At 70.1% G+C, this 20,299-nt stretch carries 19 protein-coding genes; 11 read left to right on the top strand and 8 right to left on the bottom strand.

What is annotated here, in order from left to right; genetic code table 11:
* The first annotated feature begins 3 nt into the window (after window positions 1-3).
* The 6 genes from ACUZ2Y_RS27845 to iolD are packed head-to-tail and all read left to right on the top strand — an operon-like array spanning window position 4 to window position 6,400.
* Window positions 4-1,050 carry an ABC transporter permease gene (locus ACUZ2Y_RS27845; protein ID WP_476324425.1) on the top strand — a complete coding sequence of 349 codons (1,047 nt, stop codon included), beginning with the start codon at window positions 4-6 and terminating at the stop codon, window positions 1,048-1,050.
* On the top strand, window positions 1,047-1,832 hold the full coding sequence (locus ACUZ2Y_RS27840; protein WP_476324423.1) for an ATP-binding cassette domain-containing protein: 786 nt from the start codon (window positions 1,047-1,049) through the stop codon (window positions 1,830-1,832). The genes ACUZ2Y_RS27845 and ACUZ2Y_RS27840 overlap by 4 nt, the downstream gene beginning before the upstream one ends.
* The gene (gene iolC / locus ACUZ2Y_RS27835) at window positions 1,829-2,761 is read left to right on the top strand and encodes a 5-dehydro-2-deoxygluconokinase (protein WP_476324421.1); all 933 of its coding nucleotides are present in this window, start codon (window positions 1,829-1,831) and stop codon (window positions 2,759-2,761) included. The genes ACUZ2Y_RS27840 and iolC overlap by 4 nt, the downstream gene beginning before the upstream one ends.
* Window positions 2,758-3,663, top strand: a complete 906-nt coding sequence (locus tag ACUZ2Y_RS27830; protein WP_476324419.1) for a Cgl0159 family (beta/alpha)8-fold protein — start codon at window positions 2,758-2,760, stop codon at window positions 3,661-3,663. The genes iolC and ACUZ2Y_RS27830 overlap by 4 nt, the downstream gene beginning before the upstream one ends.
* Window positions 3,660-4,553, top strand: coding sequence for a 5-deoxy-glucuronate isomerase (gene iolB, locus ACUZ2Y_RS27825; protein ID WP_476324417.1), 894 nt, complete (start codon window positions 3,660-3,662; stop codon window positions 4,551-4,553). Before ACUZ2Y_RS27830 ends, iolB begins: the two co-directional genes overlap by 4 nt.
* Window positions 4,550-6,400, top strand: coding sequence for a 3D-(3,5/4)-trihydroxycyclohexane-1,2-dione acylhydrolase (decyclizing) (iolD, locus tag ACUZ2Y_RS27820; protein WP_476324415.1), 1,851 nt, complete (start codon window positions 4,550-4,552; stop codon window positions 6,398-6,400). Before iolB ends, iolD begins: the two co-directional genes overlap by 4 nt.
* Window positions 6,401-6,532: 132 nt before the next feature.
* On the opposite strand, the gene ACUZ2Y_RS27815 is transcribed toward iolD, so the two are convergent.
* The 4 genes from ACUZ2Y_RS27815 to ACUZ2Y_RS27800 all read right to left on the bottom strand — a co-directional run bounded on the left by ACUZ2Y_RS27815 (window position 6,533) and on the right by ACUZ2Y_RS27800 (window position 11,297).
* On the bottom strand, window positions 6,533-6,835 hold the full coding sequence (locus tag ACUZ2Y_RS27815; protein ID WP_476324413.1) for a hypothetical protein: 303 nt from the start codon (window positions 6,833-6,835) through the stop codon (window positions 6,533-6,535).
* A 359-nt stretch (window positions 6,836-7,194) separates the two neighbouring features.
* On the bottom strand, window positions 7,195-9,576 hold the full coding sequence (locus tag ACUZ2Y_RS27810; protein ID WP_476324411.1) for a [protein-PII] uridylyltransferase: 2,382 nt from the start codon (window positions 9,574-9,576) through the stop codon (window positions 7,195-7,197).
* 3 nt (window positions 9,577-9,579) lie between these two features.
* Window positions 9,580-9,918 (bottom strand): P-II family nitrogen regulator, encoded by a 339-nt coding sequence (locus tag ACUZ2Y_RS27805; RefSeq protein ID WP_133794075.1) that lies wholly within the window; start codon window positions 9,916-9,918, stop codon window positions 9,580-9,582.
* Between the two features lie 5 nt (window positions 9,919-9,923).
* Window positions 9,924-11,297, bottom strand: coding sequence for an ammonium transporter (locus tag ACUZ2Y_RS27800; RefSeq protein WP_476324409.1), 1,374 nt, complete (start codon window positions 11,295-11,297; stop codon window positions 9,924-9,926).
* Between the two features lie 173 nt (window positions 11,298-11,470).
* Here ACUZ2Y_RS27800 and ACUZ2Y_RS27795 point away from each other — a divergent pair, with 173 nt between their 5' ends.
* The 3 genes from ACUZ2Y_RS27795 to ACUZ2Y_RS27785 are packed head-to-tail and all read left to right on the top strand — an operon-like array spanning window position 11,471 to window position 12,699.
* Window positions 11,471-12,043: a (2Fe-2S)-binding protein gene (locus tag ACUZ2Y_RS27795; protein ID WP_476324407.1), complete on the top strand. Its 573-nt coding sequence runs from the start codon at window positions 11,471-11,473 to the stop codon at window positions 12,041-12,043.
* Between the two features lie 27 nt (window positions 12,044-12,070).
* Window positions 12,071-12,304, top strand: coding sequence for a hypothetical protein (locus ACUZ2Y_RS27790; protein WP_476324405.1), 234 nt, complete (start codon window positions 12,071-12,073; stop codon window positions 12,302-12,304).
* Entirely contained in the window at window positions 12,265-12,699 is a 435-nt protein-coding gene (locus tag ACUZ2Y_RS27785) for a PIN domain-containing protein (RefSeq protein ID WP_476324403.1), read from the top strand. Before ACUZ2Y_RS27790 ends, ACUZ2Y_RS27785 begins: the two co-directional genes overlap by 40 nt.
* 12 nt (window positions 12,700-12,711) lie before the next feature.
* On the opposite strand, the gene ACUZ2Y_RS27780 is transcribed toward ACUZ2Y_RS27785, so the two are convergent.
* The 3 genes from ACUZ2Y_RS27780 to ftsY are packed head-to-tail and all read right to left on the bottom strand — an operon-like array spanning window position 12,712 to window position 16,937.
* On the bottom strand, window positions 12,712-13,935 hold the full coding sequence (locus tag ACUZ2Y_RS27780; protein ID WP_476324401.1) for a DUF6986 family protein: 1,224 nt from the start codon (window positions 13,933-13,935) through the stop codon (window positions 12,712-12,714).
* Between the two features lies 1 nt (window position 13,936).
* Window positions 13,937-15,466, bottom strand: coding sequence for a malate synthase A (aceB, locus tag ACUZ2Y_RS27775; RefSeq protein ID WP_476324399.1), 1,530 nt, complete (start codon window positions 15,464-15,466; stop codon window positions 13,937-13,939).
* Window positions 15,467-15,503: 37 nt separating this feature from the next.
* On the bottom strand, window positions 15,504-16,937 hold the full coding sequence (gene ftsY / locus ACUZ2Y_RS27770) for a signal recognition particle-docking protein FtsY (protein WP_476324397.1): 1,434 nt from the start codon (window positions 16,935-16,937) through the stop codon (window positions 15,504-15,506).
* Between the two features lie 94 nt (window positions 16,938-17,031).
* Between ftsY and ACUZ2Y_RS27765 the strand changes: the two genes are divergently transcribed.
* Together ACUZ2Y_RS27765 and ACUZ2Y_RS27760 are read left to right on the top strand one after the other, a co-directional pair.
* Complete coding sequence (locus ACUZ2Y_RS27765; RefSeq protein WP_476324395.1) at window positions 17,032-18,210, top strand: anhydro-N-acetylmuramic acid kinase; 1,179 nt, start codon at window positions 17,032-17,034, stop codon at window positions 18,208-18,210.
* Window position 18,211: 1 nt separating this feature from the next.
* Window positions 18,212-19,759 carry a sodium:solute symporter gene (locus ACUZ2Y_RS27760; RefSeq protein ID WP_476324393.1) on the top strand — a complete coding sequence of 516 codons (1,548 nt, stop codon included), beginning with the start codon at window positions 18,212-18,214 and terminating at the stop codon, window positions 19,757-19,759.
* Here the strand turns inward: ACUZ2Y_RS27760 and ACUZ2Y_RS27755 are convergent.
* A complete protein-coding gene (locus tag ACUZ2Y_RS27755; RefSeq protein WP_476324391.1) occupies window positions 19,685-20,296 on the bottom strand; it encodes a GNAT family N-acetyltransferase in 612 nt (203 codons plus the stop codon). The genes ACUZ2Y_RS27760 and ACUZ2Y_RS27755 overlap by 75 nt on opposite strands.
* Window positions 20,297-20,299 lie beyond the last annotated feature (3 nt).

The following is a 20,299-nucleotide window of genomic DNA, read 5'->3' as shown; positions in this document are numbered from 1 at the left end:
GACATGGCAATCGCAACGCAGCCACCGCCCGCCGACGAACGCCTCGGCACGACAGGCCTGTTCCCCCGGCTCATCGTGCGGCCGGAGATCGGTGCGCTGCTCGGCGCGATCCTGGTGTTCCTGTTCTTCACCGTGGTCACCGAGCAGTTCGCCACGGTCGGGGGGATGTCCACCTGGCTCGACGACTCGGCCACGCTCGGTATCGTCGCCGTCGCGGTCGCCCTGCTGATGATCGGCGGCGAGTTCGACCTGAGCGCGGGCGTCATGACGGCGTCCAGTGCGCTCGTGACGGCGATCCTGGCCACCCAGCTCGGGTGGAACGTATGGCTGGCGCTGCTGGTCTCACTCGCGTTCGCCCTCGGCGTCGGCGCGCTCAACGGGTGGCTGGTGATGAAGACCGGCCTGCCGAGCTTCATCGTCACGCTGGGCTCGTTCCTTGCCCTGCAGGGTCTCAATCTCGGAATCACCCGACTGGTGACGGGTACCGTCCAGGTGTCGGGCATGCGCGCTACAGACGGGTACGAGTCCGCGGGCCTGCTGTTCGCCTCCACGATCAGGATCGGCGGCGCGTCCTTCCAGGTCTCGATCCTCTGGTGGGCCGTCGTCGCCCTGATCGCGGCATTCGTTCTGGTCCGGACCCCATTCGGCAACTGGATCTTCGCCGTGGGCGGCTCCGCGCCCAGTGCGCGCGCGGTGGGTGTTCCCTTGGTGCGCACCAAAGTCGTGCTGTTCATGTGCACGGCGGGGGCGGCCTGGCTCGTCGGGTCGATCAACATCCTGCGGTACACGACAGTCCAGGCCAACCAGGGCATCGGACTGGAGTTCCAGTACATCATCGCGGCGGTGATCGGCGGCTGCCTGCTCACCGGCGGGTTCGGATCGGCGATCGGCGCCGCGCTCGGTGCGCTGATCTTCGGCATGGCGCGTCAGGGAATCGTCTACGCGCAGTGGAACAACGACTGGTTCCAATTGTTCCTCGGCGTGATGCTCCTGTCGGCGGTGCTGGTCAACAACGCCCTACGGCGACGCGCGGAAAGGGTACGACGATGAGCGCCACCCCCCTCATCCGGACAACCGACATCGGCAAGACCTACGGCAGCGTCATCGCGCTGCGCGATGTGTCCACTGTGGTCAACGCGGGCGAGGTCACCTGCGTGCTCGGCGACAACGGTGCGGGCAAGTCGACGCTGATCAAGATCCTCGCGGGCGTGCACCAGCATGACCGGGGCGAGTTCGAGGTCGAAGGCTCACCGGTGCGGTTCCGGTCGCCCCGCGAAGCGCTCGACCTGGGTATCGCGACGGTCTATCAAGACCTGGCCGTCGTGCCGCTGATGAGCGTGTGGCGCAACTTCTTCCTTGGTTCCGAGCCGACCACCGGAGCCGGACCGTTTCGGCTCCTCGACCGCAAGGAGGGCAAGTCCGTCACCCGCAAGGCCCTCGCCGACATGGGGATCGACCTTCGGGATGTCGAGCAGCCGGTCGGCACGCTGTCCGGCGGTGAGCGCCAGTGCGTGGCCATCGCCCGGGCCGTGCACTTCGGCGCGAAGGTGCTGATCCTCGACGAGCCCACCGCCGCACTGGGGGTCAAGCAGGCCGGTGTGGTGCTCAAGTACGTCGCGCAGGCCCGCGACCGTGGCCTCGGTGTCGTGCTGATCACCCACAACCCCCACCACGCCTATCCCGTGGGCACTCGGTTCCTGCTGCTCAAGCGCGGCGCCGCGCTTGGCTGCTACGAGAAGTCGGAGATCGACATCGGTGAGCTGACCAGGCAGATGGCGGGTGGCGCCGAACTCGACGCGCTCGAGCACGAGCTGCGCGGAGTCGGGGCGTGAACGGATTGGAGGTGCTGACCGTCGGCCGCATCGGGGTCGACCTCTACCCGCAGCAGAGCGGAGTACCGCTGTCCGAAGTCGCCACATTCGCCAAATCGCTCGGTGGGACCGCGACCAACGTCGCGGTCGCCGCCGCCCGGCTCGGCCATCGGGCCGCGGTGCTGAGCAAGGTCGGCGCCGACGATTTCGGCGAGTACGTCCGCCGCGCGCTGACCGCGTTCGGCGTCTCGGCGGACCACGTGGGCACCGCCGCGGACCTGCTCACTCCGATCGTGTTCTGTGCTCTTGATCCGCCGGAGGATCCGCCGTTGCTGTTCTATCGGCTGCCCACCGCCCCGGACCTCACGCTGACCGACGACGACATCCCGTGGGCCGTTGTCGATGAAGTGCCGCTGCTGTGGGTGACCGGTACCGGAGTGAGCGCCGAACCGGCGCGGTCGGCACAGCGCGCCATGCTCGGGCGCGGGCGCACCGGCAGACACACCGTGCTGGACCTGGACTACCGGCCGATGTTCTGGCCGAGCCCGGAGATCGCGAGTCGGGAGATCGGCTGGATGCTCGACCATGTCACGGTCGCGGTCGGAAACCGTTCCGAGGTCGAGATCGCGGTCGGCACGGCGGACCCGGACGAGGCAGCGAAACGGCTCCTGGACCACGGGATCGAGCTGGCTCTGGTGAAGAAGGGTGCCGAGGGGGTTCTGGTCGCCACCCAGAGCGGGACTTGGACCGTGCCGCCACATCCCATCGAGGTCGTCTGCGGGCTCGGCGCCGGCGACGCGTTCGGCGGCGCCGTGGTGCACGGCCTGCTCTCCGGCTGGGATCCGGTCGACATCGCCCGCTACGCCAACATCGCGGGCGCGCTGGTCGCGGGCAGGCTGGCCTGCGCGGACGCCATGCCAGAACCGCACGAGATCGAGGAGCTGCTGTGATCACCGACGAGCAATGGTCGGCCCTGCTGCGTACCAGGGCCACCGACCCCGGGGCGATCGCCCGCGCCTACACCGCGCGGCGGAGGAGGAAGCGCCTGCTGTCGGACACGGGAACCTTGTTCCTCGTCGCGGCCGACCACCCGGCCCGTGGCGCGCTGGCGGTCGGGTCCGACCCCATGGCGATGGCGGGACGGCGGTCCCTCGTGGAGCGTCTGCTCACGGCTCTGGCGGATCCCGCGGTCGACGGACTTCTCGCGACCCCGGACGTGGTCGAGGATCTGCTCCTGCTCGACAGCCTGCATGACCGGGTGGTCATCGGCTCGATGAACCGCGGCGGACTCGCCGGGGCCGCATGGGAGATCGACGACAGGTTCACCGCGTACGACCCGGCGTCCATTGTCGAGTTCGGACTCGACGGCGGCAAGATGCTCCTGAGGCTCGTCGACGACGACCCCGGCACGGTTCCCACCTTGCAGGCCTGCGCGGAAGCGGTGTCCGCGTTGGCGACCCGCGGCGTGATGGCGATGGTCGAACCGCTCCCCTACCGCCGAGACGAGGACGGGGTGCTGCGCCTGAGCCAGGACGCCGCCTCGCTCGCGCGTGCCATCGCTGTCGCGTCGGGGCTGGGCCGAACCTCCGCGCACACGTGGCTGAAACTGCCCGCCCCAGCCGACGTGGCGGTCCTCGACGCGACATCGCTACCCGCGCTGGTGCTCGGCGGAGTGCCTTCGCCGGACCCGGACGCGGATCTCAAATCCTGGGGCGCGGCGCTGGAGCATCCGGTGGTCCGCGGTCTGGTGGTCGGTCGGTCGCTGCTGTACCCCCCGGACGGGGATGTCGCCCGCGCGGTGCGGGCGGCGGCGACGATCCTCGCGGGAGCCACTCAGGGCGTCGCGGTATGAGTCGACTCCACCATCCACACTCGACACTCGCCGACGGCGCGGATCCGGTGCTTCTCACCCCCGACACCGCGGGGTGGGCGTACACGGGACTGCGGGTGCTGGCGCTCGCGGCCGGGACGCCGCGGACCATCAGCACGGGCGAGTTCGAGGCGTTCGTGCTGCCGCTGGCCGGCTCGCTGACGGTGCGGGTCGACGGGGTGTCGTTCGACCTTGCCGGGCGGGAGTCGGTGTTCACCAGGGTCACCGACTTCGCCTACGTTCCACGCGATGCCGAAGTGACCCTGGCCAGTGCCGAGGGGTGCGAGGTGGCGTTGCCGATGGCCAGGTGCGAGCGACGCCTCGAACCCCGCTACGGGCCCGCGGAGCAGGTGCCCATCGAGGTCCGCGGCGCGGGCGGCGCCACCCGCCAGGTCACCGGCTTCGGTGTGCCCGGCGCCTGGGACCACGCGGACAAGCTCAACGCCTGCGAATTGATCACCCCGGACGGCAACTGGTCGTCATACCCGCCGCACAAGCACGACGAAGCGACGGAGTGCGAGGTGATCAACGAGGAGATCTACTACTTCCGGGTGGCGGGCCGCGACGGTCGCTCGCCATCGCGGGACGGCTTCGGCCTGCATCGCACCTACACGCTCGACGGGGTGCTCGACGAGGACGTCACGGTGCGCGACGGGGACGTTTTCCTGATTCCGCGCGGCTATCACGGTCCCTGTGTCGCGGCTCCCGGATATCCGATGTATTACCTCAACGTGCTGGCCGGTCCGGCGAAACAGCGATCCATGGCGTTCTGCGACGACCCCGCGCACAGTTGGGTCCGCGAGACCTGGGCCGACCAGTCGCCGGACCCCCGCTGCCCCGTTACCTCTGCCGCAGGACGGACCGACCGATGAAGCTCACAACCGCACAGGCACTGGTGCGCTGGCTGTTGGCCCAGCGAACCGAGTTGCTCGACGGCACCGAGGCCCCGCTGTTTCCGGCGGTCTGGGCCATTTTCGGACACGGAAACGTGCTCGGCCTCGGCACCGCGCTGGAGGAGCACCGCGCGGACATCCCGGTGTGGCGCGGCCACACCGAACAGGGGATGGCGTTGGCGGCGATCGGCTATGCCAAGGCGAAGCATCGCCGCCAGGTCGGCGTTGTGACGTCCTCGATCGGGCCGGGTGCGCTCAACATGGTCACCGCCGCCGGGGTCGCCCACGCCAACCGCCTGCCGGTGCTGTTGCTGCCCGGCGACACGTTCGCCAGCCGCGCTCCGGATCCGGTTCTGCAGCAGGTCGAGCACTTCGGCGATGCGACGATCACCGTCAACGACGCGTTCCGGCCGGTCAGCCGCTACTTCGACCGTATCGTGCGCCCGGAACAGCTGATCGCGACGCTGCCCCAGGTGGCAAGGGTGCTCACCGACCCGGCGGACTGCGGCCCGGTCACCCTCGCGCTGCCCCAGGATGTGCAGGCGGAGGTGTTCGACTTCCCGCCCGAGCTGTTCGCCACCGTGGTTCACCGTCCACTTCGGATTCGGCCGGATGTCGCCAGCGTCGCCGAAGCGGCGGGCGCGTTGCGGGCCGCGCGACGCCCGCTGCTGGTGCTCGGCGGCGGCGTCAGGTACTCCGGCGCCGCGGCACAAGCTGTCGCGTTCGCCGAACGACACGGCGTGCCGATGACCGAGACGACGGCAGGCCGAACGCTCGTACCGAACGATCATCCGCTGTTCGCCGGGCCACTCGGTGTCACCGGGTCCTCCTCGGCGAACGAACTCGCGGCCAATGCCGACGTCGTGCTCGCGGTCGGCACCAGACTGCAGGATTTCACCACCGCGTCCTGGACTGTCTTCGCTCCCGACGCGAAACTGGTCACTGTCAACGCCGCGCGGTTCGACGCGGTCAAGCACGGTGCCCTGGCGGTTGTGGGCGACGCGTTGGAAGCGATCACCGAGCTCGACGCCGCACTGGAGCAGTGGCGTGCCGACGACATGTGGACGGAGAGCGCGGGCCGGCTGCGGGCACGGTGGGACTCGCACATCGACATGCTCCGCGCACCGTCCACCGACCTGCCGACGTACGCCCAAGTCGTCGGCGTGGTCAACGACGGTTCGGACCCGGGCGACTATGTGATGACCGCGTCCGGGGGCCTCCCCGGCGAGCTGCTCGGAGGATGGCGTGCGGGCAAAGCCGCCACGATGGACGTCGAATACGGCTTCTCCTGCATGGGGTACGAACTCGCGGGCGCGTGGGGAGCCGCCATGGCGTGGGACGGCGTGGTGACCACGATGCTGGGCGACGGTTCCTACCTCATGCTCAACTCGGAGCTGTACTCCGCCGCGTTCGCGGGACATGGATTCGTCGCCGTCGTCTGCGACAACGGCGGCTATGCGGTCATCGACCGGCTGCAACGCAACCAAGGCGGTGCCGGATTCAACAACATGTACGCCGATTGCCGGTCGGTGCTGCCCGATCCGCCCCGGGTCGACTTCGCCGCCCACGCGGCCGCACTCGGCTGCATCGTGCTGACCGCGGCCACAGTCACGGAGGTCGCCGACCGCTATGCCAAGGCCCGCGACCACGCCCGCGCGGGCAGGCCCGCCGTTGTGGTCGTCACCACGCACCCGTCGTCGTGGACGGAAACGGGGGCGTGGTGGGAAGTCGCCGTTCCCCAGTCCAGTCACCGCGAAGACGTCGATGCGGCACGGCGGCTCATGGAGATGGGCAAAGCGCGCCAGGTCCGATTCACTGAGCGCTGAGGATCACTGGAACGATCTTCCAGCGTCACCGCGGCTCGACCCGTTCCCGCTGGTCGGTGGCGCGCGATGGCTGTTACGACCGTGACCACCAGGGCGCTACCGGCGTCCTGGTGGTCATCGTCGTCAGTGCGTCTAGGTGACCATGCACGTGGAGCACGCCGTCCGAACCCGCACCCGGCGGTCCGCCAACGCATCGGTGGTGGGGCAGAGGTTGTCGTCGGGGACGTCGAGCCCGCAGTACGTCCGCCAACGCCACTCCGCGCGGGGCACGTCCATGTCGAGGACATAGGCCAGGTGTCGGGCGCCGGGGGTGTCGGTCTCGGCAAGCATCGGCCGCCCATGGATACCGGCGTAGTCGGTGGGCAGTCCGCACATCTCAGCGATCAGCCACGACAGGGTTGCCTTGCGGGCGGACTCGGCAACGGTGGCCAGCATCTCCGGGTCACCTCTATGCACAACGGTGATGTCGTAGGTGTAGGGGATCCGCGTTGATCTGGGAGGCGATCAAGGTGACGCGGCAGCGACTGTGCGAGGTCGATGATGGTCTGTCACCGACAATTCCGCAGGGAGCGGCCCGACCCCCAGGCGGGCCTCTCCCTACGGCACAGACCCTGCGGTCTGTTCGAACGACGCGGGAGAGGAGCCCGACCCCTCGACGGGCTCCTTCCCTACGTCGTCTGGTGATCGCGACGAGCCCTCCCCGGTCCGCCGCTTCACCCGACAACAAGAAGACTGTCAAGGATCGAGGGCCGGTCCCAGCGTGATCACCCGCGAGTAGGGGTGAGTAGGTCTACCTATTTGCTGGCCCGCAAAACCGCGGACTCGACCGTGTGCCGCCAGCCCGAGGCCTTGCCGGGGACGAAGCTGAACGAGTCGACGGCCGAGCCGCCCATGGTCGCGACCCGTGCCCACAGCACGTCGATCCCGCATCGCTCCAAAGCGGACGCGACGCTGTGCAGCAGGCCGATGCGGTCGGCGGCGCGCAGTTCCAGGACGACCGCGGCGCCGTCCTCGGCGCCCGCCTCGTGGTCGAACCACAGCACCCGGGGATCGGGCGCGTCCTCGGCGCGGCCGCCGTAGTCGCGTTCCTTGGCGGCCAGTTTGTCCGCCAGGGGAAGGGATCCGGCTTCGGCGCGGAGGAACTGCTCACGCAGCAGCGCCGGGTCGGGCATGGAGCCGAAGCGCGGGGTCACGGAGAACACGCCGACCGCGACGCCCGCGTGCGTGACGAGCGAGGCCGCGTGGACTTCGAGGAGGTTGAGGGCCAGGACACCTGCCGCGCGGGACAGGACGCCGGGCCGGTTCTTCGCGGCGAGCGTGATGGTGGCGACGTTGTCGCTGGTGTCGACCAGGAAGTCCGCCTTGCCGGTGGCGTTGACCGCCTCGGCGAGTTCGGTCTGCGCGACACTGAGCGGGATCGGGCCGGGGAGCCGCTCACCTGCCATCGCGGCGCGGCAGCGGGTGACCAGATCCCTTGTGAGAGCGGCTTTCCAGTCCGTCCACACGCCGGGTCCGGTGGCCAGCGAGTCGGCTTCGGCGAGGGCGTGCAGCAGTTCCAACAGGACGGGATCGCCGCCGAGGACGTCGACGACGCGCAGCACGGTGGCCTCGTCCTCGACGTCGCGCCGGGTCGCGGTGTGCGGCAGCAGCAGGTGGTGGCGCACCATCGCCGAGAGCGTGTCGACATCCTGTTTGGACAGTCCAAGCCGGGCACCGACCTGGGTGGCGAGCGCGGCGCCGACGATCGAGTGGTCCTGGTCTCGGCCCTTGCCCAAGTCGTGCAGCAGCGCGCCGATGAGCAGCAGGTCCGGCCGGGACACCCGGGTGACCAACCGGGACGCGTTGACCGTCGTCTGCACCAGGTGGCGGTCGACGGTCCAGATGTGTGCGGCGTCGCGCGGGGGCAGGTCGCGCACGGCACCCCACTCGGGGAACAGCCGCGCCCACAGGCCGGTGCGGTCGAGCGCCTCCACGACGTCGGTCAGGCCCTCCCCCGCACCCAGCAGCGACACCAGGTCTTGGCGGACCGCGGCGGGCCACGGCGCGCGCGGTTCGGGGGCGTGGTCGCTCAGCCGCGACAGCGCGCCGGGGGCGATCGGGTGGCCGGTGCGGCCGGAGGCGGCGGCGACGCGCAGCAGCAGTCCCGGGTCCTTGCCGGGATCGGCGTCGCGGGCTAGCGCGACCTCGCTGCCGTGCAGCACGACACCCTCGTCGAGGGGGCGACGGTCGGGGCCGCGGAGCAGCAGGCCGAGGACCCGTTTGCCGTTGGCGGCGCCGGTGGAGCGCAGCGCGACGTCCATCGCGTAGGCGACCGAGCGGCCTGCCCCGGACAGGGCCCTGGCCAGCGCGAACCGGTCGGCCAAGCCGAGTGCGGCGGCGATCTCGTCGCCGTCCTGGGGCCGGACGATGTCACGCGGGCGGCCCGCGATGCGGCGCAGCTCGGTGCGGGTGTCGAGCAGGAGCGTGTGGGCGGCGACGACGTCGGCGCCGGGTCTGTCGATCAGCTGGGCGAGCGAGAGGGCGTCGAGGATGCCCAGGTCACGCAGGCCGCCGCGGCCGTGTTTGAGGTCCGGTTCGACCCAGTGGGCGACCTCGCCCGCGCGGCGCCAGCGCTGCTTGACGGACTCGATCAGGTCGCCGAGCCGGTTGCGCACGCCGGTCCGCCACTGCTCGCGGGCCGAGGTGGCCAAGCGGACGGCGACCTCGGCGTCGCCCGCGAGGTGCCGGGCGTCGAGCAGGCCCAGCGCGGTCCGCAGGTCGGCCTTGGCGACGTCGAGCGCCTCACCGACCGTGCGCACGGAGTGGTCGAGCCCGACACCGGAGTTCCACAGCGGGTACCAGAGGCGCTCGGCGATCGTGTCGACCGCCTTGCGGCCGTCGTGCACCAGCACGAGGTCGAGATCGGAGTACGGGACCAGCTCGCGCCTGCCCAATCCCCCGACCGCCAGGAGCGCCACCCCACCGCCCCGGCCACCGACACCGGCCTGCGCGGCGGCGGCGGTGAGCCAGAACTCGTGCAGGTCGGTCAACGCCTCGCGCAGCGTGTCCGGTGCGAGCCGGTGGCCCGACTGAGTCGACTGCCCAGACGGGCTGGCGGACCTGGCACCCTGACCGAGAAGCCGGTCACGAGCGAGCACCAGGTCCGCCGCCGTCGGGGAACTTTCCCCCGTCGTCATGATCTAGATCGCGTCCGTCCCGCGCTCTCCGGTGCGGACCCGAACCACGGTCTCGACCGGTGTGACCCAGACCTTGCCGTCACCGATCTTGCCGGTGCGCGCCGCCTCGACGATCGCGTCGACGACCTTGTCGCCGGTCGTGTCGTCGGCCAGCACCTCGACCCGAATCTTCGGGACGAAGTCCACCGAGTACTCCGCGCCGCGGTAGACCTCGGTGTGGCCCTTCTGCCTGCCGTAGCCCTGGACCTCGGAGACCGTCATGCCGAGCACGCCGATCTGTTCCAGTGCCGCCTTCACGTCGTCGAGGGTGAAAGGCTTGATGATCGCGGTAACCAGCTTCATGTCCCTCAGCCTTCCTTACCCGCGGTGGCGGAGACCTTCTCGGCGGTGTGTTCGGCGTGCTTGACGGACGTGGTGCCGCCAGAGCGCAGGCTGGAGAACTCGTAACCGCTCTCCGCGTGCTCGGCCTCGTCGATGCCCGTGGCCTCGGCCTCGGCGGAGACCCGGAAGCCGATCGTCTTCTGGATGATGAAGGCGATGATCAGGGTCGCGACGAACGAGTACGCCATGACCGCGATCGCGGCGACCGCCTGCTTGCCGAGCAGGTCCAGGCCGCCACCGTAGAAGAGGCCTTCCTTGCCCGCCGAGTTCACGGTCGTGGTGGCGAAGAAGCCGATCAGGATGGTGCCGGTGAGGCCGCCGACCAGGTGGACGCCGACGACGTCGAGCGAGTCGTCGTAGCCCAGCTTGAACTTCAGGCTCACCGCGAGGGCACACAGGACACCGGCGATGAGGCCGATGGCGAGGGCGCCGAGCGGGTTGACGAAGCCACAGGCCGGGGTGATGGCGACCAGGCCCGCGATGGCGCCGGAAGCGGCGCCGAGCGTGGTCGGCTTGCCGTCGCGGATCTGCTCCACGACCAGCCAGCCCAGGATCGCGGCCGCGGTGGCGGCGGTCGTGGTCAGGAACGCGACACCGGCGAGGTCACCCGCGCCGAGCGCCGAGCCGGCGTTGAAGCCGTACCAGCCGAACCACAGCAGACCGGCGCCGAGCAGGACGAACGGCAGGTTGTGCGGCCGCATGGGCTCCCGCGGCCAGCCCTTGCGCTTGCCGAGCACGAGCACCAGCGCCAGGGCCGCGGCACCGGCGTTGATGTGCACCGCCGTGCCGCCCGCGAAGTCGAGCGCGCCGAGCTGGTTGGCGATCCAGCCGCCGACGAAGTCGGTGCCGGTGACGCCGTTGAAGTTGAACACCCAGTGCGCGACCGGGAAGTACACGATCGTCACCCAGAAGGCGATGAAGATCGTCCACGACCAGAACTTCGCGCGGTCCGCGATCGCACCAGAGATCAGGGCCGCGGTGATGATCGCGAACATGAGCTGGAAGACGACGAAGACGACGTGCGGGATCTGGTGGCCATCGACCCACGGCGCCGCCGCGTCGGCCGGTGCGACACCGACCAGGGTGCCCACGATGTTCTTCAGGTTGACGAAGTCGAAGCCGCCGAGCAGGCCGCCACCGAGATCGTTACCGAAGGTCAGACTGTATCCGTAGAGCACCCACAGCACGGTGACAACACCGAGCGAGATGAAGCTCATCATGAGCATGTTGAGCACGCTCTTCGCGCGCACCATACCGCCGTAGAAGAATGCGAGGCCGGGAGTCATCAGCATGACCAAAGCCGCGCTGATCAGCACCCAAGCTGTATCTCCTGCGTTCACATCGTCCTCCCGTGAACCTGTTGATTGCCGGGAAGCATGGGTTTGTCCTGTTTCGCGGGATCGCTTACGACGTTTCGCCCACGTGAACTGTCGGCCTGCTCGTGTTACGGACAGGTTTCCTCTACGGGCTGTATTCGATCGACTACCGAATCGTGTCGGTAACGTGATCCCCTGTGGACCCCGCCCCGATCTCGCGCATCCAGGACGTCGGGTGGCTCTCCACGCAGCTCACGCTGGCCTCGCGGCGCTACCGGACCCGGGACGAGGCGGTGCTGGGGGTGCTGTGGTGGTACTCGGCGAGCTTGGTGCTGCTGGGACCGGTCGTCGACTCGTCGGCGGACCCGGCTTCGGTGACGTTGCTTGTGGAGCCGGATGGGCGGGTGCTGTCGGCGACTGCTTCTTCTTTGTGCACGGATCCGGGGCCGCGGCTGCGGGAGGTCGTCGCGGCGTCGGTGGGTTCACTGTCGAGCTTGAGTGGGGCGTCGGAGCGGGCGCTGTGGGCGATCACGACGGACTCGCTGGCGAACCGGGTGCTGTGGGCCGGCGGTGAACCGGCTGACGCGGTCGCGCTGGCGCGGGCGGTTGGGCCGGAGCTGCCGGTGCCCCGGTTCGTGGAGGTCGGCGGCCGCACGGTGGTCCGCCGAGCGTCGTGTTGCCTTGTTTACGAGACGCCGGGCGCGGAGAAGTGCGTCAGCTGTCCACGCCAGACTCCCGCCGTGCGGGAGCGGCGGCTTCGCATGATCTAGCGGCAGACTGTGGGCTATGCTGTGGCCATGCGACTGCACATAAGCATCGACGACGGTGTCGTCGAGGAACTCGACGGCAGGGTTGGCGCCCGTCAGCGCAGCGAGTTCATCGAACGGGCGGTCCGCCAGGCCCTCGGTGATCTCCAGCGAGCGGACGCACTCGAGCAGGCGCTCGGATCGATCGAAGACACTGGCCACGACTGGGATGAGGATCCCGCCGGATGGGTTCGCAATCAGCGCACCGACCGGGCGGCGAGCTGACAGTGCCTGCCATTGTCGTCGACACCACAGTGCTGATCGATGCCTTGCGAGGGCGCCCGGCCGCTGGTCGGCTGCGTGAGTTGATCTCTTCGCGAGCGGTACTCGTGACTACGGCAATCAACGCCGAGGAAATCGTCCGTGGCCTGCGACCGAATGAGACCGGATCCGCCCAGGCTCTATTCAATGCCATTCGCGTGCTCCCGGTCCGTCGCGAAGACGCCGAGCTCGCAGGCACATGGCGACGGGAGTTCGCGGCTCGCGGGATCACCCTGCACCAGGCTGATTGTCTCATCGCCGCGACGGCGTTCGGCGTGAACGGCACTCTCGCCACCGGCAACATCAAGGACTTTCCGATGGAAGGGCTGACGGTGGAGGAGTGGCCGGTAGGCCGCTAACCACCGGGGCGGTCAGCGGCGCATGGACAGCGCTGCCAGGGATTCCGGGCTGAGCCCGCTGTAGTCCGTCACCTCGGCTTCGGTCAGGGCACCGCAGTCCGTTGCGCGGCGCAGGGACATGGCCAACGCCGCGGCGGTCGCCGGCTCGTCCAGGATTGAGCCGCTGGTGCGGGCGACGTAGGCGGCGAGGCGGGTGCCGTTGGCTTCCGCGGTTTCCAGGTGGTGGGTGAACACCGCGCAGTAACGGGAGACCAGTTGGGCGGGGTGCAGGTCCCAGCCCTGGAAGAAGCCGCGCGACAGCGACCTGCGGACCAACTCGTAGTGCGTGAGCCACCCGTTGCGGACGTTGTCGCCGATGGGCAGGACGTTCGACGAGCCGTCGGACAGGCGTACGCCGGTGCCTGCCGCGCCTACCTGCATGGCGTTGCGGGCGAAGTCGCACGCCGGGTGGGCCAGGTGTTGGTCGGCGGCGCTGAGGCCGCAGGCTGCCGTGTAGTCGTAGGTGCCGAAGTGCAGGCCCGAGACCCGGCCCGCGCCCGCGCCGATCAGGCGGGGAATCGCGAACCGTCCTTTGTGGTCGATCACGGCCTGGGTGGTCTCGATCTGGATCTCGAACCGCAGCGAGCCCTCCGGCAGGCCCAGGCGTGTCTCGAACAGGTCCAGGAGCTCGACCAGGGCGGTGACCTGCTCGGGGCCGGTGACCTTCGGGAACGTCACGACGAACCCCGGGGGTGGCGTGCCGAGCTCGGTCAGCACGAGGTCGAGGGTGTCGACCGCCCGGTGGATCAGCTCCATGGTGTCGAAGGACTTCATCCGGATGCCGACACCGGCCAGCCCCCAGCCGCGGATCAGGCGGGCCGCGCGGAGTGCGTCGGCGTCTTCGGTGACGTCGTCGCGGGTGCCGTAGCCGTCCTCGAAGTCGATGCGGAGGTCTTCCACGGGTTCGCGTTCCAGCTTGGCGCGGACCCGGTCGTACACCGTCGGGGCGAGCGCCGCGGGCACGCCGATGATGCCCGCCATCGCCGCCGGGTCGGGCGCGTGTTCGTCGAAGGCGGCCAGTGCCTGTGCGCCCCACCGGGCGGGCAGGTCTTCGGCCGCCTGGTCCGCGGGGACGTAGCAGGTGTGCACCGGCTGACGGCCGCCGCTGTCCCCCGGGTAGCGCCGCGCCCGCGCACTGTCCACTTCGGCCAGACGGTTGGTCAGCACGGCCAGGAAAGAACCATCGATCGTGCGCATGTCAGATCCGCTCGTAGGCAGGAATCGTCAGGAAGTCGACATACTCCGCGGCGAGGGCGACCTCGGCGAACAGCTCGATGGCGGGCGACTCCGGCTCCTCGGCGAGGATCGCCCAGACGAGGTCCTCGGTCACCTGGTCGCCGGTGTCGAGTACGACCTTGTTGCGCACCCACTGCCACACCAGCGACCGGGAGATCTCGGCGGTCGCCGCGTCCTCCATGAGGTTGTGGATCGCCGCCGCCCCGTTGCCCGCAAGCCAGGACTCCAGGTAGCGGACGCCGATGTCGATCGCCGAGCGCAGACCGGCCATCGTGGCCCGGCCGGGCGTCGCGGACACCGCGAGGAGGTCCGCGGCCGTCACCTTGACGTCCTCCCGCAGCCGGTCGAGCTGGTTGGGCCGCTCGCCCAGCGCCGCGTCGAACACCTCGCGGCACACCGGGACCAGGTCGGGGTGGGCCACCCACGAGCCGTCGAAGCCGTCGCCCGCCTCCCGGCCCTTGTCCTCGCGCACCTTCTCCAGCGCCCGCGCGGTGACCTCCGGGTCGCGCCGGTTCGGGATGAACGCGGCCATCCCGCCCATCGCGAAAGCGCCGCGCCGGTGACACGTGCGCACGAGCAGTTCGGTGTACGCGCGCATGAACGGCGCGGTCATGGTGACGGCGTCGCGGTCGGGCAGGACGAACTCCGGGCCCGCGTCGCGGAAGTACTTGATCAGGCTGAACAGGTAGTCCCACCGGCCCGCGTTGAGGCCGGACATGTGCTCGCGCAGCTCGTAGAGGATCTCGTCCATCTCGAACGCGGCCGGGATGGTCTCGATCAGGACGGTGGCGCGCACGGTGCCGTGGGCGATGCCGAGGTCGCGCTGGGCGTGGGTGAAGACGTCGTTCCACAGCCGCGCTTCGAGGTGGCTCTCCATCTTCGGCAGGTAATAGTAGGGCCCGGCCACGCGGGCGTTGTGGAAGAAGTGCAGGCCGAAGTCCACGAGGGCACCGACCGCCCGGCGGCCGTCGAGGAGGACGTGCTTCTCGTCGAGATGCCAGCCGCGGGGGCGGACCACGACGGTCGCGGGCCGCTCGGCGTCCACGGCGTAGTGCTTGCCTTCGGGCGAGGTGAACTCCAGCTGCCCGCGCGCGGCGTCAAACAGCGTGACCTGGCCGGACACGACGTTGCGCCAGTGCGGGGTGTTCGCGTCCTCCAAGTCGGCCAGCCACACCCGGGCGCCGGAGTTGAGCGCGTTGATCGCCATCTTGGCCTCGGTCGGGCCGGTGATCTCGACCCGCCGGTCGGTCAGCGCGGGCGGCGCGGGCGCGACCTGCCAGTCGGACTCGCGGATGTCGCGGGTCTCGGGCAGGAAGTCGAGCTTGCCCTCCCGCGACGCCCGCTCCCGCTTGGCGACCCTGGCCCGCAACAGCTCGTCGCGCCGTTCGGCGAACGCGTGGTGCAGCCCCGCGACGAATTCCAGGGCTTCGGGCGTGAGGATCTCCGCGTCACGGTCGGCGCCGTGCTCAACCACAAGCTTGATGTCGACCATGGGTCCATAGTGGCCCCCGTCACGCGGTTGGAACAGCTCAGCCGAGCAGCGCGTCCACAAATGCCGCCGGGTCGAAGGGGGCCAGGTCGTCGGCGCCCTCGCCGAGGCCGACCAGCTTGACCGGAACGCCCAGCTCACGCTGCACCTGGAAGACGATGCCGCCCTTGGCGGTGCCGTCGAGCTTGGTCAGCACGATGCCGGTGACATCGACGACCTCGCCGAACACCCGGGCCTGAGTCAGCCCGTTCTGCCCGGTGGTGGCGTCGAGGACCAGCAGCACCTCGTCGACCTTGGCCTGCTTCTCCACGACCCGCTTGACCTTGCCCAGCTCGTCCATCAGGCCGGTCTTGGTGTGCAGGCGGCCCGCGGTGTCGATCAGGACGGCGTCGACGCCGGTCGCGATTCCGCGCTTGACCGCGTCGAACGCGACGGCGGCCGGGTCGGCGCCTTCCTTGCCGCGCACGACCTCGGCGCCCACCCGGTCGGCCCAGGTCTGCAGCTGGTCGGCGGCGGCGGCGCGGAATGTGTCGGCGGCGGCGAGGACGACCGTGCGGCCGTCGGCGACCAGGACGCGGGCGAGCTTGCCGGTGGTGGTGGTCTTGCCGGTGCCGTTGACCCCGGCGACCAGCACGACGGCGGGCTGCTTGGTCTCGCCCTCGCCGTGCGGCAGCGCGCGGACGGCGCGGTCCATCTCGGGGTGCAGCGCGTCGATCAGGACCTCGCGGAGCACCGCGCGGGCGGCCTCCGGGGTGCGCACGGCGCGCGCGACGAGTTCGGCGCGCAGCCGGTCGACGATCTCCTGCGTGGTGGCCGCGCCCAGGTCGGCGAGCAGCAGGGTGTCCTCGACCTCGGTCCAGGAGTCCTCATCGAGGTCACCGGCGCCGAGCAGGCCTAGCAGGCCTTGGCCGAAGGCGGACCGGGAGCGGGAGAGACGCCCGCGCAGCCGTTCGAGCCTGCCCGACGTCGGCGCGATCTCGTCCATCTCGGGCGCGCGCGGCCCGATGGGCTGCTCGGGGATGACCGGCGGCGGCACGATGTCGGTCGGCCCGGCCTGGGCGGGGATGCGGTCGCTCGGCGCGTGCCCTTGGACCGGGATGCTGTCGGCCAGGTTCTGATCGGCGGCCATCTCGGTCAGCTCGTCATGGATCAGCTGGTCGTCGGGCAGTGTCACGTCGACGATCCCGCGCCGCGGCGAGTCGCGCGGCACCGAGGCGTCGTCGCCGACGCCGGGCTGGCCGTCGACCTCGGTGCGGTCCTCGACCGGGTGCGGCGGGGGGGTCGCCTTCGGACCGCCGTGGGTCAGGCTGATCCCGCCGCCTGCCTGGTAACCGCCGCCCTTGGGCTTCTCGACCTCCCGCTTCGCCTCGGCCAGGCTGATGCGCCTGCGCTTGGCCAGCACGACACCGGTGACCAGGGCGGCGAGCAGCACGACAGCGGCGACGATGAGGATGACGATCAGGGTCTGTGACACCCGGCCATCCTCGCATCCCGCCAGGCGAGCGCACCGACCACCGGGAAAAAGTCCCCTCTTGCGCCAAACGGACGGGTGCAATAGACCAAGAGCAATGGGTTGGTACCGCGTCGTCGGGGTGATCTCCGGGACTTCGATGGACGGTGTCGACGTGGCCGTCGCCGATCTCACCGTCCGCGGGGACACGATCGATCTCGTCCCGGTTCGGCACGCCCAGATCCCCTACCCGGACCCGTTGCGGGCCGCGCTGACGGCCGCGCTGCCGCCGGGGGACTGTTCCGCCGAGATACTTTGCGCCCTGGACACCGCCGTCGGGCAGGCGTTCGCGGAGGCCGTGGTCGCTGTCGGGATCGAGAGCGCCGACCTGGTCGCCTCACTTGGGCAGACGTTGTTCCACTGGGTCGTCGGCGGCCGCTGCCGGGGCACGCTCCAGATCGGACAGCCCGCGTGGATCGCCGAGGCGACCGGGCTGCCGGTGGTCGCCGACCTGCGGGCCCGCGATGTCGCGGCCGGTGGGCATGGCGCGCCGCTGGCGCTGATCCTCGACCGGCTGCTGCTGTCGGATCCGGACCGGCCGACGGCCGCGCTCAACCTCGGCGGGATCGCCAACATCACCGTGCTCACCCCGGGCGTGCCCGCGCCGGCCTTCGACACCGGCCCCGGCAACGCCCTGCTCGACGCCGCCGCCCACGCCCGCCTCGGCGTGCCCCACGACGTCGATGGCGCGGTCGCAAGGCGTGGCACCGTCCGCGAAGACCTCCTGGACGTTTTGCTGGCCGACCCCTATTTCGCCGCGCCGCCGCCCAAGTCGACCGGCAAGGAGCTGTTCAGCGCCACATACCTCGCCGACGCGCTCACCCGCGTCCCACCGGTCGCCGACGCCGACCTGCTCGCGACGCTAGTCGCGCTCACCGCCACCACGGTCGCCGACGCCTGCCGTCGCCACGACGTCAAGCAGGTCGTCGCGTCCGGTGGGGGCGTCCACAACGGAGCACTGCTCTCCGCCCTGCGCACCGCTCTAGATCCAGTCCCCGTGTCCACCACCGACGACCTCGGCCTGCCGGTGGACGCCAAGGAGGCCTACCTCGCCGCGCTGCTCGGGTTTCTGACCTGGAGCGGCATCGCGGTCGACCCGGCCACTGGGGCGGCTGGACCGCGGCTGCTCGGAAGCATCACCCCCGGCGCTCGGCCCTTGCGCCTGCCCGACCCAGTCGGCGGCACCCCCAGCCGACTGCGGATCATCGTCCCCACTCCCCAACCCGTCGGAGGATGAAGTGCGCGCACTTGACCTGGCGATCATCGTGGTCTTCCTGGTGGGGATGCCGCTGTTGGGCATCTGGATCGCGGGGCGGCAGCGGTCCGGCAGCGACTACTTCGTCGGCGAGGGCAAGATCTCCTGGTGGGTGGCCTGCCTGTCGGTGGTCTCGGCGGAGACCTCGACGCTGACCGTGCTGAGCGTCCCGACCGTGGCCTACCTGGGCGCGTTCACCTATCTGCAGCTCGCGATCGGCTACGTGATCGGCCGGATCGTGGTGTCGTTCGTGCTGCTCCCCCGCTACGTCGCGGGCAACATGACCACCGCCTACAACTTCCTCGGCAAACGCTTCGGCGGCGGGATGCAGGGCACGGCGTCGGTGACGTTCCTGTTCACCCGGCTGCTCGCCGACGGCGTGCGGCTGTTCGCCACGGCGATCCCGATCAAGATCGTGCTGGCCGCCTACGGCGTGAACGCCGCGTACTGGCAGATCGTCGCGGTGCTGGGGATCGCGATGGTCGTCTACACGTTCTTCGGCGGTGTCCGCGCGGTCGTGTGGGTCGACGCGATCCAGATGCTCTGGTACGTCCTCGGCGGTGTCGCGGTGATCGTCGTCCTGGCGAACCGGCTGCCCACCGGCTGGCTCGGCGCGGCGGTGGACGCGGGCAAGACGCAGCTGCTGGACTTCACGAGCGCGCCGCTGAGCAACAACTACGCCTTCGTCACCGCGGTCCTCGGCGGCGCGGTGCTGTCGATGGCCTCGCACGGCGCCGACCAGCTGATCGTGCAGCGGCTGATGGCGTGCAACGACCTCAAGGCGAGCCAGAAGGCGCTGATGGCCAGTGGGGTCGTGGTGTTCCTGCAGTTCGGGCTGTTCTTGCTGATCGGCACCATGCTGTGGTCGTTCTACAAAGGACTCAACCCGGTGAAGGACCTCGGGCTGGCGACCAACGACGAGCTGTTCGCGTCGTTCATCGTCAACGAGCTGCCGAGTGGGCTGTCCGGGTTCGTGATCGCGGGCATCCTGGCGGCGGCACTGAGTTCGTCGCTCGGGGCGCTGGCGTCGTCCACGGTGACCGACGTCTACCAGCGCTTCGTGCGGCGCCCGCTCACCGATGCCGAGTCGCTCAAGCATGGCCGGATCTGGACGGTCGTCTGGGCGGGCGCGCTGATCGTGTTCGCGTCGATGTTCACCACGACGAAGAACCCGATCGTCGAGACCGCGCTGGCGATCACCGGCTACACCTATGGCGCGCTCTTGGGCGCGTTCCTGTTGGGCCTGCTGGTGCCCAAGGCGCGGCAGACCGACGCGATCGTCGCGTTCCTGAGCACGGTCGCGGTGATGGCGTTCGTGATCCTCGGGCTCAAGTTCAGCAAGAAGACCGGCGAGTTCCTCGGGGTGGACTTCGCCAAGGCCGCGGGGGATTCCGTGGCCCTGGCGTTCCCCTGGTACACGCCGCTGGGCGTGGCCGTGACGCTGGTCGTCGGCGGCCTACTCGCCCTGCGCCACCGCGGTTCCACCGCCCCCGCGACCCTCGACGACACCGCCGTTCCCGCTGCGAAGTGAGCGCCACTCCTCAGCCAGGATCGACCACACCTCGACGTCGTGGCGGGCGCCCCGGTGCGGGAACACCTGGCGGTGCACGCCCTCGCGGGTGAAGCCGATGCGCTCGGCGGTGGCCAGGCTGCGCGTGTTGCCCGCCGCCGCCTGCCACTCCACCCGGGCCATGCCTCGCTCCTCGACCGCCCAGTCGATCATCAACCGAACCGCGCGGGTGACCAGCCCCCTGCCGACGGCCTCGGGCGCCAGCCAGACCCCGACCTCGCAGGTGCCGAACCGCTGGTCGAAGGTGCGGAACAACGCGCCGCCGAGCAGCTTGTCGCCTGCCCGGATGCCGAAGATCCGGCCCTCGCCCGCCGCCTGCCGGTCGGCGTAGTTCTGCAGCCACGCACCGGCGGACTCGGTGTCGACGATGCGGTCGACCCAGGGCAGCCAGATCGAGAGGTACTCCCGCGCCGAGTCGATGTGCTCGAAGAACTCCGCCGCCTGCCACGGTTCGAGGGTCCGCAGCTCGGTGTCGTCGGTCAGCGCGAGGGAAAGCAAGGT

Source organism: Actinokineospora sp. UV203 (genome assembly GCF_056323665.1).
This window is presented reverse-complemented; position numbering and strand designations above follow the sequence as displayed.